We start from the raw sequence: 15,270 nt of genomic DNA, 5'->3' as shown, positions 1-15,270 counted from the left end.
CGAGCATGCTATTCAACAATACGAACAAGGCGCAACCTGTTTTACCCCCATCAGTTGCACCTCGGCACCTTTCCACTTTTTCCCACACGCCTTTACCCCCCCGCGCAACGTAAGTCCCTGACGGGCTGACGAAAACTGAAAACAGCCAATCATCTGCCAGAGCTTGGAAAAGCTGTCCCGGCTAACCGGTGCATATTTTCGAAGAAAAATAGGTTGCACCTGGTTGCACCTACCGCAAGCCAGAGCTAATCTCTCGGCCATCTGACGCCACGCGGTAGTGGCAACCATGAGGACAAGAAAAATGGCGACCACCACCCTTGGGGTCAAACTCGACGACCCGACCCGCGAACGCCTGAAAGCGGCGGCCCATTCGATCGACCGCACCCCGCACTGGCTGATCAAGCAGGCCATCTTCAACTACCTGGAAAAGCTCGAGAGCGGTGCAACCCTGAGCGAACTCAGCGGCCTGCCCCGTGGCGAAGCCGACGACGCCGGTGAAGTCCAGGCCGACCATGGTCACCAGTGCTTCCTCGAATTCGCCGAGAGCATCCTGCCGCAGTCGGTGCTGCGTGCCGCCATCACCGCCGCCTACCGTCGCCCCGAGCCGGAAGTGGTACCGATGCTGCTGGAACAGGCGCGCCTGCCGGCGGCCACCGCCGAAGCCACCAACAAGCTGGCCGCGACCATCGCCGAGAAACTGCGCAACCAGAAGAGCGCCGGCGGCCGTGCCGGCATCGTCCAGGGACTGTTGCAGGAATTCTCCCTGTCGTCCCAGGAAGGCGTGGCCCTGATGTGCCTGGCCGAAGCCCTGCTGCGGATCCCCGACAAGGGCACCCGCGACGCCCTGATCCGCGACAAGATCAGCACCGGCAACTGGCAGCCGCACCTGGGCAACAGCCCATCGCTGTTCGTCAACGCCGCCACCTGGGGCCTGCTGCTGACCGGCAAGCTGGTCGCCACCCATAACGAGGCCGGCCTGACCTCGTCCCTGAGCCGCATCATCGGCAAGAGCGGCGAGCCGATGATCCGCAAGGGCGTCGACATGGCCATGCGCCTGATGGGCGAGCAGTTCGTCACCGGTGAAACCATCGCCGAGGCCCTGGCCAATGCCAGCAAGTTCGAAAGCAAGGGCTTCCGCTATTCCTACGACATGCTCGGCGAAGCGGCGCTGACCGAGCACGACGCACAGAAGTACCTGGCGTCCTACGAGCAGGCCATCCATGCCATCGGCAAGGCCTCCCATGGCCGCGGCATCTATGAAGGCCCGGGCATCTCCATCAAGCTCTCGGCCCTGCACCCGCGCTACAGCCGCGCCCAGTACGAGCGTGTCATGGAGGAGCTGTACCCGCGCCTGCTGTCGCTGACTCTGCTGGCCAAGCAGTACGACATCGGCCTGAATATCGACGCCGAGGAAGCCGACCGCCTGGAGCTATCCCTGGACCTGCTCGAACGCCTGTGCTTCGAGCCGCAACTGAGCGGCTGGAACGGCATCGGCTTCGTGATCCAGGCCTACCAGAAGCGTTGCCCTTACGTGATCGACTACGTGATCGACCTGGCCCGCCGCAGCCGCCATCGCCTGATGATCCGCCTGGTGAAGGGCGCCTATTGGGACAGCGAGATCAAGCGCGCCCAGGTCGAGGGCCTGGAAGGCTACCCGGTGTACACACGCAAGGTGTACACCGACGTGTCCTACATCGCCTGCGCCCGCAAGCTGCTCTCGGTACCGGAAGTCATCTACCCGCAGTTCGCCACCCACAACGCCCACACCCTGTCGGCGATCTACCATATCGCCGGGCAGAACTATTACCCCGGCCAGTACGAATTCCAGTGCCTGCACGGCATGGGCGAACCGCTCTACGAGCAGGTGGTGGGCAAGGTCGCCGAGGGCAAGCTGAACCGTCCGTGCCGCGTCTATGCGCCGGTCGGCACCCACGAGACACTGCTGGCCTACCTGGTGCGCCGCCTGCTGGAAAACGGTGCCAACACCTCGTTCGTCAACCGCATCGCCGACCAGTCCGTGTCCATCCAGGAACTGGTGGCCGACCCGGTCGCCAGCATCGAGCAGATGGCCCTGCAGGAAGGCGGCTTCGGCCTGCCACATCCGCGCATCCCCCTGCCACGCGAGCTGTATGGCACCGAACGCGCCAACTCGGCGGGCATCGACATGGCCAACGAACACCGCCTCGCCTCGCTGTCCTGCGCCCTGCTGGCCAGCGCCAACACCCCGTGGAAAGCCGCGCCGATGCTCGGCTGCGTCTCCAGCAATGAAACCCCGGCGCCGGTGCTGAACCCATCGGATCACCGCGACGTGGTCGGCCACGTCCAGGAAGCCAACAGCGAAGACGTCGACAACGCCATCCAGTGCGCCCTCAACGCCGCACCGATCTGGCAAGCCACACCGCCCGCCGAACGCGCGGCGATCCTGGAACGCGCCGCCGACCTGATGGAAGGCGAGATCCAGCCACTGATGGGTCTGCTGGTTCGCGAAGCCGGCAAGACCTACGCCAACGCCATCGCCGAAGTCCGCGAAGCGGTGGACTTCCTGCGCTACTACGCGGTACAGGCGCGCAACGACTTCACCAACGACGCCCACCGTCCGCTGGGCCCGGTGGTCTGCATCAGCCCGTGGAACTTCCCGCTGGCGATCTTCAGCGGCCAGGTTGCCGCCGCACTGGCCGCCGGCAACCCGGTGCTGGCCAAGCCGGCCGAACAGACCCCACTGATCGCCGCCCAGGCCGTGCGCCTGCTGCTCGAAGCCGGCATTCCGGAAGGTGTGGTGCAACTGCTGCCGGGCCGCGGTGAAACCGTCGGTGCGCGCCTGGTTGGCGACGAGCGGGTCAAGGGCGTGATGTTCACCGGCTCCACCGAAGTCGCGCGCCTGCTGCAACGCAATGTCGCCGGACGCCTGGACAACCAGGGCCGGCCCATCCCGCTGATCGCCGAAACCGGCGGGCAGAACGCGATGATCGTCGACTCCTCGGCGCTGACCGAACAGGTGGTGATCGACGTGGTCTCCTCGGCGTTCGACAGTGCCGGCCAGCGCTGCTCGGCCCTGCGCGTCCTGTGCCTGCAGGAAGACTCTGCCGACCGCGTGATCGAAATGCTCAAGGGCGCCATGGCCGAATCGCGCCTGGGCAACCCGGAGCGCCTGTCGGTGGACATCGGCCCGGTGATCGACGCCGAGGCCAAGGCCGGCATCGAGAAACACATCCAGGGCATGCGTGAAAAAGGTCGCAGCGTCTATCAGATGGCGATTGCCGATGGCGAGGAATGCAAGCGCGGCACCTTCGTGATGCCGACCCTGATCGAGCTGGAAAGCTTCGATGAGCTCAAGCGCGAGATCTTCGGCCCGGTACTGCACGTGGTGCGCTACAAGCGCAAGGACATCGACCAGCTGATCGCCCAGATCAACGCCAGCGGCTATGGCCTGACCCTGGGCGTACACACCCGGATCGACGAAACCATTGCCAAGGTGGTCGACAACGTCAACGCCGGCAACGTCTACGTCAACCGCAACATCGTCGGCGCGGTGGTCGGCGTGCAGCCGTTCGGCGGCGAGGGGCTGTCGGGCACCGGCCCGAAAGCCGGCGGCCCGCTGTACCTGTATCGCCTGCTGTCGACCCGTCCGGCCGATGCCATCGAGCAGTCCTTCGCCCGCGTAGACGCACACAATGCACCGGACGTGCGCCTGCGTGCAGCCATGGGCAAACCACTGAGCGCCCTGCAGGCCTGGGCTGCGGCCAACCAGCAGCAGGAACTGGCTGACCTCTGCGCACGCTTCGCCACCCAGTCGCAGAGCGGCATCACCCGCGCCCTGGCCGGTCCGACCGGCGAGCGCAACAGCTACGCCATCCTGCCGCGGGAGCACGTGCTGTGCCTGGCCGAACTCGAGGCGGATCTGCTGACCCAGCTCGCCGCCGTGCTGGCGGTGGGCAGCTCGGCGCTGTGGCCGGAAGGCGAACCGGGCAAGGCCCTGTATGCGCGCCTGCCGAAGGAAGTGCAGGCGCGCATACAGCGGGTCGCCGACTGGCACAAGGACGAGGTGGTGTTCGACGCGGTCCTGCATCACGGCCACTCCGACCAGTTGCGCGCCGTGTGCCAGCAGGTGGCGAAACGGGCCGGCGCGATCGTTGGCGTGCAGGGCCTGTCCCAGGGCGAAACCGGCATCGCGCTGGAACGTCTGGTGATCGAGCGGGCACTGAGCGTCAACACCGCGGCGGCCGGCGGTAACGCCAGCCTGATGACCATCGGCTGATCCGCCCGCCAGCCTGGCGCCCGCAATGGGCGCCAGGCCTGTTTGCAACAGAACTCAAAAGGCAAGGCAGACCTGACAAAGGGGCGGACCACGTCGTCGCTTTGACCCTCCATCACCCAGATCAATCTTGCTAGGCACTGTCCATTCAGCCACCTAGACTCGATTCATCCCATCAAAGGTAGGCCGCCATGTCCGAGACGCTGCTCAGTTCCCGCAATCTGGCTTTCGAGCTGTACGAAGTCCTCGATGCCGAAGGCCTGACCCGCCGCGAGCGGTTCGCCGAACATTCGCGGGAGACCTTCGACGCCGCCCTGGACACCGCCCGCACCATCGCCGAAAAGTTCTTCGCGCCGCACAACCGCAAGAACGATGAAAACGAACCGCGCTATGAAAATGGCGAAGCGATCCTGATCCCGGAAGTGAAGCCGGCGGTGGATGCGTTCCTCGAGGCCGGTTTCCTCAATGCCGCACGCAGCTTCGAGGCCGGCGGCATGCAACTGCCGACCCTGCTGTCCCAGGCCTGCTTCGCGCACTTCCAGTCGGCCAACGCCGCGTCGACCTCCTACCCGTTCCTGACCATGGGCGCGGCCAACCTGATCGAGAGCTTCGGCAGCGACGAACAGAAGCGCCGCTTCCTGCAGCCGATGATCGACGGCCGCTTCTTCGGCACCATGGCCCTGACTGAGCCCCACGCCGGCTCGTCGTTGGCCGATATCCGTACCCGCGCCGAACCTGCGACCGACGGCAGCTACCGGCTCAAGGGCAACAAGATCTTCATTTCCGGCGGCGACCACCCCTTGTCGGAAAACATCGTGCACATGGTTCTGGCCAAGCTGCCGGATGCCCCACCTGGGGTGAAGGGTATCTCGCTGTTCATCGTGCCCAAGTTCCTGGTCAACGACGATGGCAGCCTCGGTGCGCGCAACGACGTGTTGCTGGCCGGGCTGTTCCACAAGATGGGCTGGCGCGGCACCACTTCCACGGCACTGAACTTCGGCGATAACGGCAATTGCGTGGGTTATCTGGTGGGCAAACCCCATCACGGCCTCAGCTACATGTTCCAGATGATGAACGAGGCGCGCATCGGCGTCGGCATGGGCGCGGTCATGCTCGGCTACGCCGGCTACCTGTACTCCCTGGAATATGCACGGGAGCGTCCGCAAGGCCGGCTGCCCGACAGCAAGGACCCGAACACCGCACCGGTGGCGATCATCCAGCACGCCGACGTCAAGCGCATGCTGCTGACCCAGAAGGCCTATGTCGAAGGCGCCTTCGACCTGGGCCTGTACGCCGCCCGTCTGTTCGACGACACCACCACCCTGGAATCGGAAGCCGATCGGCGACAGGCCCATGAACTGCTCGACCTGCTGACGCCGATCGTCAAATCCTGGCCGTCGGAGTTCTGCCTCAAGGCCAACGAACTGGCCATCCAGATCCTCGGCGGCCATGGCTACACCCGCGAGTACCCGGTGGAGCAGTACTACCGCGACAACCGCCTGAATCCGATCCACGAGGGCACCCATGGCATCCAGTCGCTGGACCTGCTCGGCCGCAAGCTGGCGCAGAACGGCGGCGCCGGCCTCAAGCAACTGATCCGCCTGATCGCCGACACCGGCCAGCGTGCCGCCGCGTACCCGGCGCTGGATGCGTTGCGCGAACCGCTGGAGCAACTGGTCGCCCGCCTGCAGGCAGTGACCATCGGCCTGCTCGGCGACCTGGCACAAGGCAAGGTCAACAGCGGCCTGGCCAACTCGGCGCTGTATCTCAAGGCTTTTGGCCACACGGTAATCGGCTGGCGCTGGCTGGAGCAGGCGGTGCGGGCCGAGGAAGGCCTGGCCAGGGGCAACGCCGCCGACCTCGCGTTCTATAAGGGCAAGCTGCAGGCGGCCCGCTACTTCCTGACCTGGGAGGTGCCAGGCTGCCATCATGAACTGGCGATTCTGCAGGCACGGGACGACACCTGCCTGTCGATGCGCGAGGAGTGGTTCTAAAGCTTTTGACAGCGGTACATTTCAACAGGTTAGAATCGCTGGCACGCAGACTGCATGGTTCAGTCTGCGCACCCGCCTTTCCAGCTTTATGGAGTACTGCCTTTGAATGCGACGACCATCAACAGCCTGTTCTTGATCGGCGCGTTGCTGGTAGGCGCAAGTATCCTGGTCAGTTCCCTCTCCTCGCGCCTGGGCATCCCGATCCTGGTGATCATCCTCGCGGTGGGCATGACCGCCGGCGTTGACGGCGGCGGCATCATCTTCGACAACTACCCGACCGCCTACCTGGTGGGCAACCTGGCGCTCGCCGTGATCCTGCTCGATGGCGGCCTGCGCACGCGGGTGGCGAGCTTCCGCGTGGCACTCTGGCCGGCGCTGTCGCTGGCGACGGTGGGCGTGCTGATCACCACCGGGCTGACCGGCATGGCCGCCGCCTGGCTGTTCGACCTGAACATCATCCAGGGCCTGCTGATCGGCGCCATCGTCGGCTCGACCGACGCCGCCGCGGTGTTCTCCCTGCTCGGCGGCAAGGGCCTCAACGAACGGGTGACCGCCAGCCTGGAAATCGAGTCGGGCAGTAACGACCCGATGGCGGTGTTCCTCACCGTGACCCTGATCGACATGCTCGCCAGCGGCCAGACCGGCCTGCACTGGAGCCTGCTCGGCCACCTGGTTCGTGAATTCGGCATCGGCGGCGTCATCGGCCTCGGCGGCGGCTGGCTGATGCTGCAACTGGTCAACCGCATCAACCTGGCCAACGGCCTGTACCCGATCCTGGTGATCGCTGGCGGCCTGGTGGTCTTTGCCCTGACCAACGCCCTGCACGGCAGTGGCTTCCTCGCCGTCTACCTGTGTGGCCTGGTGATCGGCAACCGCCCGGTGCGCAGCCGCCACGGCATCCTGCACATGCTCGACGGCATGGCCTGGCTGGCGCAGATCGGCATGTTCCTGGTGCTGGGCCTGCTGGTCACGCCGCACGACCTGCTGCCCATCGCCCTGCCGGCCCTGGGGCTGGCGCTGTGGATGATCCTGTTCGCCCGGCCGCTGTCGGTGGTGGTCGGCCTGCTGCCGTTCCGCGCCTTCCATGGCCGGGAAAAGGCCTTTATCTCCTGGGTTGGCCTGCGCGGCGCGGTACCGATCATTCTCGCGGTGTTCCCGCTGATGGCCGGCCTGCCCCATGCGCAGCTCTACTTCAACCTGGCGTTCTTCATCGTGCTGGTGTCGCTGCTGGTGCAGGGCACCAGCCTGCCGTGGGTGGCCAAGCTGCTCAAGGTCACCGTACCACCGGAGCCGGCCCCGATTTCCCGGGCCGCCCTGGAAGTGCACGTCACCAGCGAGTGGGAGCTGTTCGTCTATCGCCTCGGTGCGGAGAAATGGTGCATCGGTGCCGCCCTGCGCGAGCTGAAGATGCCCGAGGGTACGCGGATCGCCGCCCTGTTCCGTGGCCAGCAACTGCTCCATCCGTCGGGTAGCACCACCCTGGAAGTCGGCGACCTGCTCTGCGTCATCGGCCACGAACACAACCTGCCGGCCCTCGGCAAGCTGTTCAGCCAGGCCCCGCAACGCGGCCTCGACCTGCGCTTCTTCGGCGACTTCGTCCTCGAGGGCGACGCCCAGCTGGGCGCGGTCGCGGCCCTGTATGGCCTGAAACTCGAAGGCGACGACCCGAATACCCCGCTGGGCAGCTTCATCGCCCACAAGGTCGGCGGCGCGCCGATCGTCGGCGACCAGGTGGAGTGGAACAACACCATCTGGACCGTGGCGGTCATGGACGGGAACAAGATCGGCAAAGTCGGCGTCAGATTCCCCGAAGGAAGTCGCCCAGGGCCGGGACTCTTCCTCTAAACTGCCCACTTCCCGACTTACCTGGCTCGATCGGTACCTATGTCCTTCTTGCGCTCTGTTTCTCTTGCCGCCCTGCTGGGCCTGAGTCTTTCCGTCGGCACGTTGCAGGCTGCCGAACCGCCCACCAGCGAGTCGGTCCAGCAGAGCCTGGACAAGATCGCCGATCGCAAGCTGCCGGATGCCGATCAGAAAGCCCTGCAACAGGTGCTGCAACAGACCCTGAGCTGGCTGTCCAGTGCCGACGACTACACCAGGCGCCTGGCCGCAACCAAGCAGCAGGTGGCCGAAGCCCCGCGCCAGACCAGCGAGAACCAGCGCGAACTGGCTCGCCTGAAAGCCACCCGGGTGATTCCGGTCGCCCAGCGCTATGCCAGCCAATCGGTGCCGCAACTGGAGCAACTGCTGGCCGAGCGCACCACCCAGCAGGGTGAACTGCAAAAGGCCCTGGCCGACGCCAACAGCCTGATCATCACCGCCCAGACCCGCCCCGAACGGGCCCAGTCGGAAATCAGCAGCAGCCAGACCCGCATCCAGCAGATCAACACCATCCTCAAGCTGGGCAAGGACAACGGCAAGACCCTCAGCACCGAACAACGCAACCAACTGACCGCCGAGCTGGCGTCGATCAACGCGCTGATCCCGCTGCGCCGCCAGGAACTGGCGGGCAATAGCCAACTGCAGGACCTGGGCAACAGCCAGCACGACCTGCTGATGGAAAAGACCGCGCGCCTGGAACAGGAAATCCAGGACATGCAGACGCTGATCAACCAGAAGCGCCTGGCCCAGTCCCAGCAGACCGTCACCCAGCAGTCCATCGAAGCGCAGAAAGCCGGCGACAGCAGCCTGCTGGCGACCGAGAGCGCGACCAACCTGAGGCTCTCCGACTACCTGCTCAAGAGCACCGACCGTCTCAACGAACTGACCCAGCAGAACCTGCAGACCAAGCAGCAGCTCGACACCCTGACCCAGAGCGACCAGGCCCTGGACGAGCAGATCAACGTGCTCAAGGGCAGCCTGCTGCTGTCGAAAATTCTCTACAAGCAGAAACAGGCCCTGCCCCGCCTGAAGGTCGACAAGAACCTGGCGGACGAGATCGCCGACATCCGTCTGTACCAGTTCGAGGTCAACCAGCAGCGTGAACTGCTCAGCAGTCCGTCCAGCTACGTGGAGAACCTGCTGGCGACCCAGCCGCCGGAGCAGGTCACCCCCCAGTTGCGCCGCACCCTGCTCGACCTGGCCGTGACCCGCAGCGACCTGCTGGAACGCCTGAACCGCGAACTGAGCGCGTTGCTCAACGAGTCCATCACCCTGCAACTGAACCAGAAACAGTTGCTCAGCACGGCCCAGAACCTGCGCGCGACCCTCGACGAGCAGATGTTCTGGATCCCCAGCAACAAACCGCTGGACCTGGAGTGGCTGGAAGGCGTGCCCAACCGCCTGCAGAAACAGGTCACCACGCTGCCCTGGCTGTCCAGCATCAGCGAACTGACTGACGGCCTGCTGCAACGCCCCCTGCTGTTCCTGCCGCTGCTGCTGGTGATCGGCGGGCTCCTGTGGAAGCGCAACTACCTCTACGGGCGGCTGAACAAGGTCCACAAGGACATCGGCCACTTCAAGCGCGACAGCCAGTGGCATACGCCGCTGGCAATCCTGGTCAACATCCTCTTGGCGATGCCGGTCACCCTGGCCCTGGCGCTGTGCGGCTACGCCCTGCAGATCGACGCCCGCGGCCAGAACGCCAACCTCGGCGCCGCGCTGCTGCAGATCTCCCAGGCCTGGCTGGTGTTCTACACCGCGTACCGGGTGCTGGCGCCCGGTGGTGTCGCCGAGCTGCATTTCCACTGGGAAAAACCCCAGGTCGAATTCCTCCAGGGCTGGGTACGGCGCCTGGGCTTCGTCGTGCTGGCCCTGGTGGCCGTGGTGGCCGTGGCCGAGCTGCAGCCGGCATCGCTGGCCGACGACGTGCTCGGCATCGGCGTGGTACTGACCTGCTATGCGCTGATGGCCTGGCTGCTCAGCCGCCTGCTGCTGGGCAGCCCGAACCACGGCAAGGCCTCGCTGTTCCGCAAACTGATCGGCGTACTCTTCACCGCCCTGCCCATCGCCCTGTTCGTCGCGGTCTGCTTCGGCTACTACTACACCGCGCTGAAACTCAGCGATCGACTGATCGACACCCTGTACCTGCTGATGTTCTGGCTGGTGATCGAGGCCACCTTCGTTCGCGGGCTGGCCGTGGCCGCCCGGCGCCTGGCCTACCAGCGTGCCCTGAGCAAACGCCAGGCGGCCAAGGAAGCGGGCGACGGCGAGGTGGTGGTCGAGGAACCGACCCTGGACATCGAACAGGTCAACCAGCAGTCCCTGCGCCTGATCCGCCTGGCCCTGCTCGGCGGCTTCGTCGCCGCGCTGTACTGGGTCTGGTCGGACCTGATCACGGTGTTCTCCTACCTGGACAACATCACCCTCTACGAATACACCAGCGGCACCGGCGCGGCCATGAGCATGGTGCCGATCACCCTCGGCAACCTGATCGGAGCACTGGCGATCGTCGGTATCACCCTGGCCCTGGCGCGCAACCTGCCCGGCCTGCTGGAAGTCCTGGTGCTGTCCAAGCTCGACCTGGCCCAAGGCAGCGCCTACGCCACCACCACGCTGCTGTCCTACATCATTGTCGGCATCGGTTTCGTCTCCACCCTGTCGACCCTCGGCGTGAGCTGGGACAAGTTGCAATGGCTGGTGGCGGCGCTCTCGGTAGGCCTGGGTTTCGGCATGCAGGAAATCTTCGCCAACTTCATCTCCGGCATCATGATCCTGTTCGAGCGTCCGGTCCGCATCGGCGACACCATCACCATCGGCACGCTGTCGGGTACGGTGAGCAAGATCCGCATCCGCGCCACCACCATCACCGACTTCGATCGCAAGGACATCATCGTCCCGAACAAGACCTTCATCACCGGGCAACTGATCAACTGGTCGCTGACAGACACCGTCACCCGCGTGACCCTCAAGCTCGGCGTGGACTACGGCTCCGACCTGGACCGCGTGAAGGAACTGCTGCTCAAGGCCGCCCGCGACAACCCGCGGGTGCTCAAGGAACCCGAGCCACACGTGTATTTCCTCAACTTCGGCGAAAGCACGCTGGATCATGAGCTGCGCATGCACGTGCGCGACCTGGGCGACCGCAACCCGGTGATCGACGAGGTCAACCGCTTCATCAACCGCGAATTCAAGAAGGAGCACATCAACATCTCCTTCCGGCAGATGGAGGTCTACCTCAAGAACCTGCATGGCCAGGAATACAAGTTGGTGCCAGTGGAAGACGAGGCACCCACCCTGGTACCCGCCAAACCGGATCAAGTCCCTCCCGCGGCCAAGCTCGACTAGCGCAAGCCGGCTAATCCCAGCAGAATGCCAGGACATTCTGCTGGAGATGGCCGTTGAAAGCCCTCGACGAACTGACCTTCGACAACCGCTTCGCCCGCCTGGGCGATGCCTTTTCCACCCATGTGCTGCCCGAGCCCATCGACAACCCGCGCCTGGTCGCGGCCAGCCCGGCGGCCATGGCGCTGCTCGACCTGGACCCGGCGAGCGCCGAAGAGGACGACTTCGCCCAGCTGTTCGGCGGCCACACGCTGTGGGCCGAGGCCGAGCCACGGGCGATGGTCTATTCGGGACACCAGTTCGGCTCCTACAACCCGCGCCTGGGCGATGGCCGCGGGCTGCTGCTCGGCGAGGTCAAAAACGCGGCCGGCGAACACTGGGACCTGCACCTCAAGGGTGCCGGACAGACCCCCTACTCGCGCATGGGCGACGGCCGAGCGGTGCTGCGCTCGTCGATCCGCGAATTTCTCGCCTCCGAAGCCCTGCAGGCCCTGGGCATTCCCAGCAGCCGCGCACTGTGCGTGATCGGTTCGGATACCCCGGTCTGGCGCGAGCGGCAGGAGCGCGCGGCGATGGTCCTGCGCCTGGCGCCGAGCCATGTCCGCTTCGGCCACTTCGAGTACTTCTACTACACCCAGCAGACCGAGCAGCACAAACAGCTCGCCGAATACGTCTTGGCGCAGCACTTCCCCGAGTGCCTGGCACAGCCGGAGCCGTACCTGGCGATGTTCCGCGAAATCGTCGAGCGCAACGCCGAGCTGATCGCCAAATGGCAGGCCTATGGTTTCTGCCATGGCGTGATGAATACCGACAACATGTCGATCCTGGGCATCACCTTCGACTTCGGCCCCTTCGCCTTCCTCGATGATTTCGATGCCCACTTCATCTGCAACCACTCCGACGACCAGGGCCGCTACTCGTTCAGCAACCAGGTGCCGATCGGCCAGTGGAACCTCAGCGCGCTGGCGCAGGCACTGACACCGTTCATCAGCGTCGAGGCCCTGCGCGAAGCCCTCGGACTGTTCCTGCCGCTGTACCAGGCCCACTACCTGGACCTGATGCGCCGCCGCCTCGGCCTGACCACCGCAGAAGATGGCGACCAGCAACTGGTGGAGGATTTGCTGCAGCGGATGCAGGTCGGCGGCGTCGACTACAGCCTGTTCTTCCGCCGCCTGGGCGACCAGCCGGCCCACCTGGCGGTGACACGCCTGCGCGACGACTTCATCGACCTCAGGGGCTTCGATGCCTGGGCCGAACGCTACACCGCCCGTGTCGCCCGCGAGCCGGACCAGGATGAAGCTCGGCGCCAGGCACGCATGCACGCGGTCAACCCGCTGTACATCCTGCGCAACTACCTGGCGCAGCGGGCCATTGAGGCTGCGGAAAAAGGTGATTACACCGAAGTACGCCAGCTACACGCGGTACTGAGCCAACCGTTCGAGGAACAGCCAGGGATGGAGGCCTATGCCGAAAGGCCACCGGAATGGGGCAAGCATCTGGAAATCAGTTGCTCATCCTGAAGCACGAGGCCATACGGCTGGCTCAGATAAAGATCTGCTCCCGTACCCCAAAGCGCTCGGCCAGCCAGCGAATCTGGCGCAGGTTGAGCTGGCGCTTGCCGCTGAGGATCTCGGAGACCACCGATTGCGGCCCCACCCCGGGCAAATCGCTCTGCTTCAGGCCATGCTCGCGCATCATCTCCCGCAGCACATCGGCCCCGCTGGCCAGCGGCATGGGCCAGTGTTCCTTGTCATAAGCCTCGATGTAATCACTGATGATGCTCACCAGACTCATGAGCGGATTCGATTCGTCTTCACCCACGATGCCCAGCAGCTCGTCGAGAGCCTCGACAAGAGCATCGTAATCGGCCTCGTTTTTTGGTTTGCGCAGCAGTGGTTCCACAAACGGCCAGTGCTCGGATGCCTGCTTGACGGCAGCGTTCATCAACACGTCTCCTTCCATTTACCCTTGTCATAGTCGCGGTGGTCCAGCACCTGCTTGATGTACAACTGCTGGGCACCGTGATGCACACCCGCGATCAGCCGCAGCTTGTTCCCACCGATATCAAACACATGCAGCCTGCCGACCTTGTCTGTCGCCGGAAATATCGCCTTGAGCGCTGAAAAATTTCCAGGACTGCTCCCTTTGATCCGCCTGCACCAGGCATCCAGCGCACTGGCAGCCTCAGGCCATTTCGCCCTGGCCTCGCGAATCCGCTTCTCGGTAATCACCCGCATGCAACATCCTTATCGCATCTTGCTATAGAGACTAGCCGCCGCATCAAACTATCGCAATTTGCTATGAAATAATCTGACCGATGGCATACACCTTCAGGCTAGGCGCTCAACCAAAGACCCCGCGAGTGAAAGTGTGAGGGTATGCGACACCGGCGCAGCGCCTTGATAAAGCGCGCTCCAGCCTCCAGATAGGAACAATGGCCAATCCTGCGGAGCCCATGCCCATGTCCGACCCCCTGATGATCCCCTGCCCCCACTGCAACGGCCTAAACCGCCTGCCTGCCGAACGCCTCGGCGACCAGCCGAAATGCGGGCGCTGCAAGGGCGAGGTGCTGCTGAACAAGCCTTTCGACCTGAACCAGGGCGCCTACGCCAGCCAGGTCAAGGGCGACCTGCCGTTGCTGCTGGATGTCTGGGCGGATTGGTGCGGGCCGTGCAAGTCGTTTGCGCCGGTGTTCGAACAGGCAGCCAGCCAGCTGGCCGGCAAGTGCCGCCTGGCCAAGCTCGACAGCGAGGCCAACCCGCAACTGTCGGCCCAACTGGGCATCCGCTCGATTCCCAGCCTGATCCTGTTCAGGAATGGCCAGGAAGTCGCGCGGCAGAGCGGAGCGTTTCCGTTGCCGCAACTGCTGGCCTGGCTGCGCAGCCAGGGCATCGCGGCCTAGTGGCCTTACTGGGCCTTCTCTTCCAGCAGGTTGTGCAGTTCGACGAACTGCTGGGTCAGCTTGTGTCGCGGGTCGAAGTGAATCAGCGGTTTACTGGCCTCATGGGACTCGCGCATCTTCACCGAACTGCCGAGGTACACCGGTAGCACCGGCAACCCGTCGGCGATCAGGCCGTCGAGCATCTGCTGCGGCAGGCTGGCCCTGGCCTGGAACTGGTTGACCACGATGCCCTCGACCTGCAGGTCCTCGTTGTGGTCATCCTTCAACTCTTCGATCTCCGCCAGCAGGCCGTACAGCGCCTGGCGCGAGAAACTGTCGCAGTCGAAGGGAATCAATACGCGATCAGCGGCGATCAACGCTGAAACCGCATAGAAATTCAGTGCCGGCGGAGTATCCAGGTAGATGCGATCGTAGTCCTCGGCCAATTCCTCCAGGAGTTTGCGCAGCTTGTTGATCTTGTGCTTGGCCTCGAGCTTGGGCTGCAGGTCGGCCAGTTCGGGGGTGGCGGTGATCACATGCAGGTTGTCGAACGGCGTCTCGTAGATATCCACCTGGTTCTTCTTCGAGAACGGCCCGGACGACAGGGTCTGCTTGAAGAAGTCGGCGATCCCCATGGGAATGTCCTCACCGGTCAGGCCGGTCAGGTACTGCGTGGAGTTGGCCTGGGCATCGAGGTCCACCAACAGGGTCCGATAACCTTCGCTGGCACTGACCGCCGCCAGGTTGCAGGCAATGCTCGACTTGCCGACCCCACCTTTCTGATTGAACACCACACGCCGCATGACAAGACCTCCGTGTATCAATGAATGACCGAGTGTAGAGGGCTTGGCTGTCGCTTCGCCACCTTGAGGAGACAAGAACCCCCTCGCGATAACCGATAACTCGGCGAACTCCGAAAG

At 64.4% G+C, this 15,270-nt stretch carries 9 protein-coding genes; 6 read left to right on the top strand and 3 right to left on the bottom strand.

Annotation, left to right across the window (positions count from 1 at the left end; all coding sequences use genetic code 11):
- The first annotated feature begins 301 nt into the window (after positions 1–301).
- The 5 genes from putA to selO all read left to right on the top strand — a co-directional run bounded on the left by putA (position 302) and on the right by selO (position 12,989).
- Positions 302–4,255, top strand: a complete 3,954-nt coding sequence (putA, locus tag PF66_RS05685) for a trifunctional transcriptional regulator/proline dehydrogenase/L-glutamate gamma-semialdehyde dehydrogenase (RefSeq protein ID WP_054062103.1) — start codon at positions 302–304, stop codon at positions 4,253–4,255.
- 188 nt (positions 4,256–4,443) lie between these two features.
- Positions 4,444–6,246: an acyl-CoA dehydrogenase gene (locus PF66_RS05680; protein WP_054060683.1), complete on the top strand. Its 1,803-nt coding sequence runs from the start codon at positions 4,444–4,446 to the stop codon at positions 6,244–6,246.
- A 102-nt stretch (positions 6,247–6,348) separates the two neighbouring features.
- Positions 6,349–8,091 carry a potassium/proton antiporter gene (locus PF66_RS05675; protein WP_054060682.1) on the top strand — a complete coding sequence of 581 codons (1,743 nt, stop codon included), beginning with the start codon at positions 6,349–6,351 and terminating at the stop codon, positions 8,089–8,091.
- 39 nt (positions 8,092–8,130) lie between these two features.
- On the top strand, positions 8,131–11,472 hold the full coding sequence (gene mscK, locus PF66_RS05670) for a mechanosensitive channel MscK (protein ID WP_054062102.1): 3,342 nt from the start codon (positions 8,131–8,133) through the stop codon (positions 11,470–11,472).
- Positions 11,473–11,525: 53 nt separating this feature from the next.
- Positions 11,526–12,989, top strand: a complete 1,464-nt coding sequence (gene selO, locus PF66_RS05665; RefSeq protein WP_054062101.1) for a protein adenylyltransferase SelO — start codon at positions 11,526–11,528, stop codon at positions 12,987–12,989.
- Positions 12,990–13,011: 22 nt separating this feature from the next.
- Here the strand turns inward: selO and PF66_RS05660 are convergent, their stop codons facing one another.
- Both PF66_RS05660 and PF66_RS05655 read right to left on the bottom strand, forming a co-directional pair.
- Positions 13,012–13,413, bottom strand: a complete 402-nt coding sequence (locus PF66_RS05660; RefSeq protein WP_054062100.1) for a helix-turn-helix domain-containing protein — start codon at positions 13,411–13,413, stop codon at positions 13,012–13,014.
- Positions 13,413–13,706, bottom strand: coding sequence for a type II toxin-antitoxin system HigB family toxin (locus tag PF66_RS05655; RefSeq protein WP_054062099.1), 294 nt, complete (start codon positions 13,704–13,706; stop codon positions 13,413–13,415). The genes PF66_RS05660 and PF66_RS05655 overlap by 1 nt, the downstream gene beginning before the upstream one ends.
- 224 nt (positions 13,707–13,930) lie before the next feature.
- On the opposite strand from PF66_RS05655, the gene trxC reads away from it, so the two are divergent.
- Positions 13,931–14,371, top strand: a complete 441-nt coding sequence (gene trxC, locus PF66_RS05650) for a thioredoxin TrxC (RefSeq protein WP_054060677.1) — start codon at positions 13,931–13,933, stop codon at positions 14,369–14,371.
- A gap of 5 nt (positions 14,372–14,376) precedes the next feature.
- Here trxC and PF66_RS05645 read toward each other — a convergent pair whose 3' ends face one another.
- Positions 14,377–15,153 carry a ParA family protein gene (locus PF66_RS05645; RefSeq protein WP_054060676.1) on the bottom strand — a complete coding sequence of 259 codons (777 nt, stop codon included), beginning with the start codon at positions 15,151–15,153 and terminating at the stop codon, positions 14,377–14,379.
- Between the last annotated feature and the right edge of the window lie 117 nt (positions 15,154–15,270).

Source organism: Pseudomonas asplenii (assembly GCF_001293465.1).
Lineage (GTDB): Bacteria > Pseudomonadota > Gammaproteobacteria > Pseudomonadales > Pseudomonadaceae > Aquipseudomonas > Aquipseudomonas fuscovaginae_B.
The sequence above is the reverse complement of the archived record's forward strand: the minus strand, read 5'-3'. Positions and strand labels throughout refer to the sequence as shown.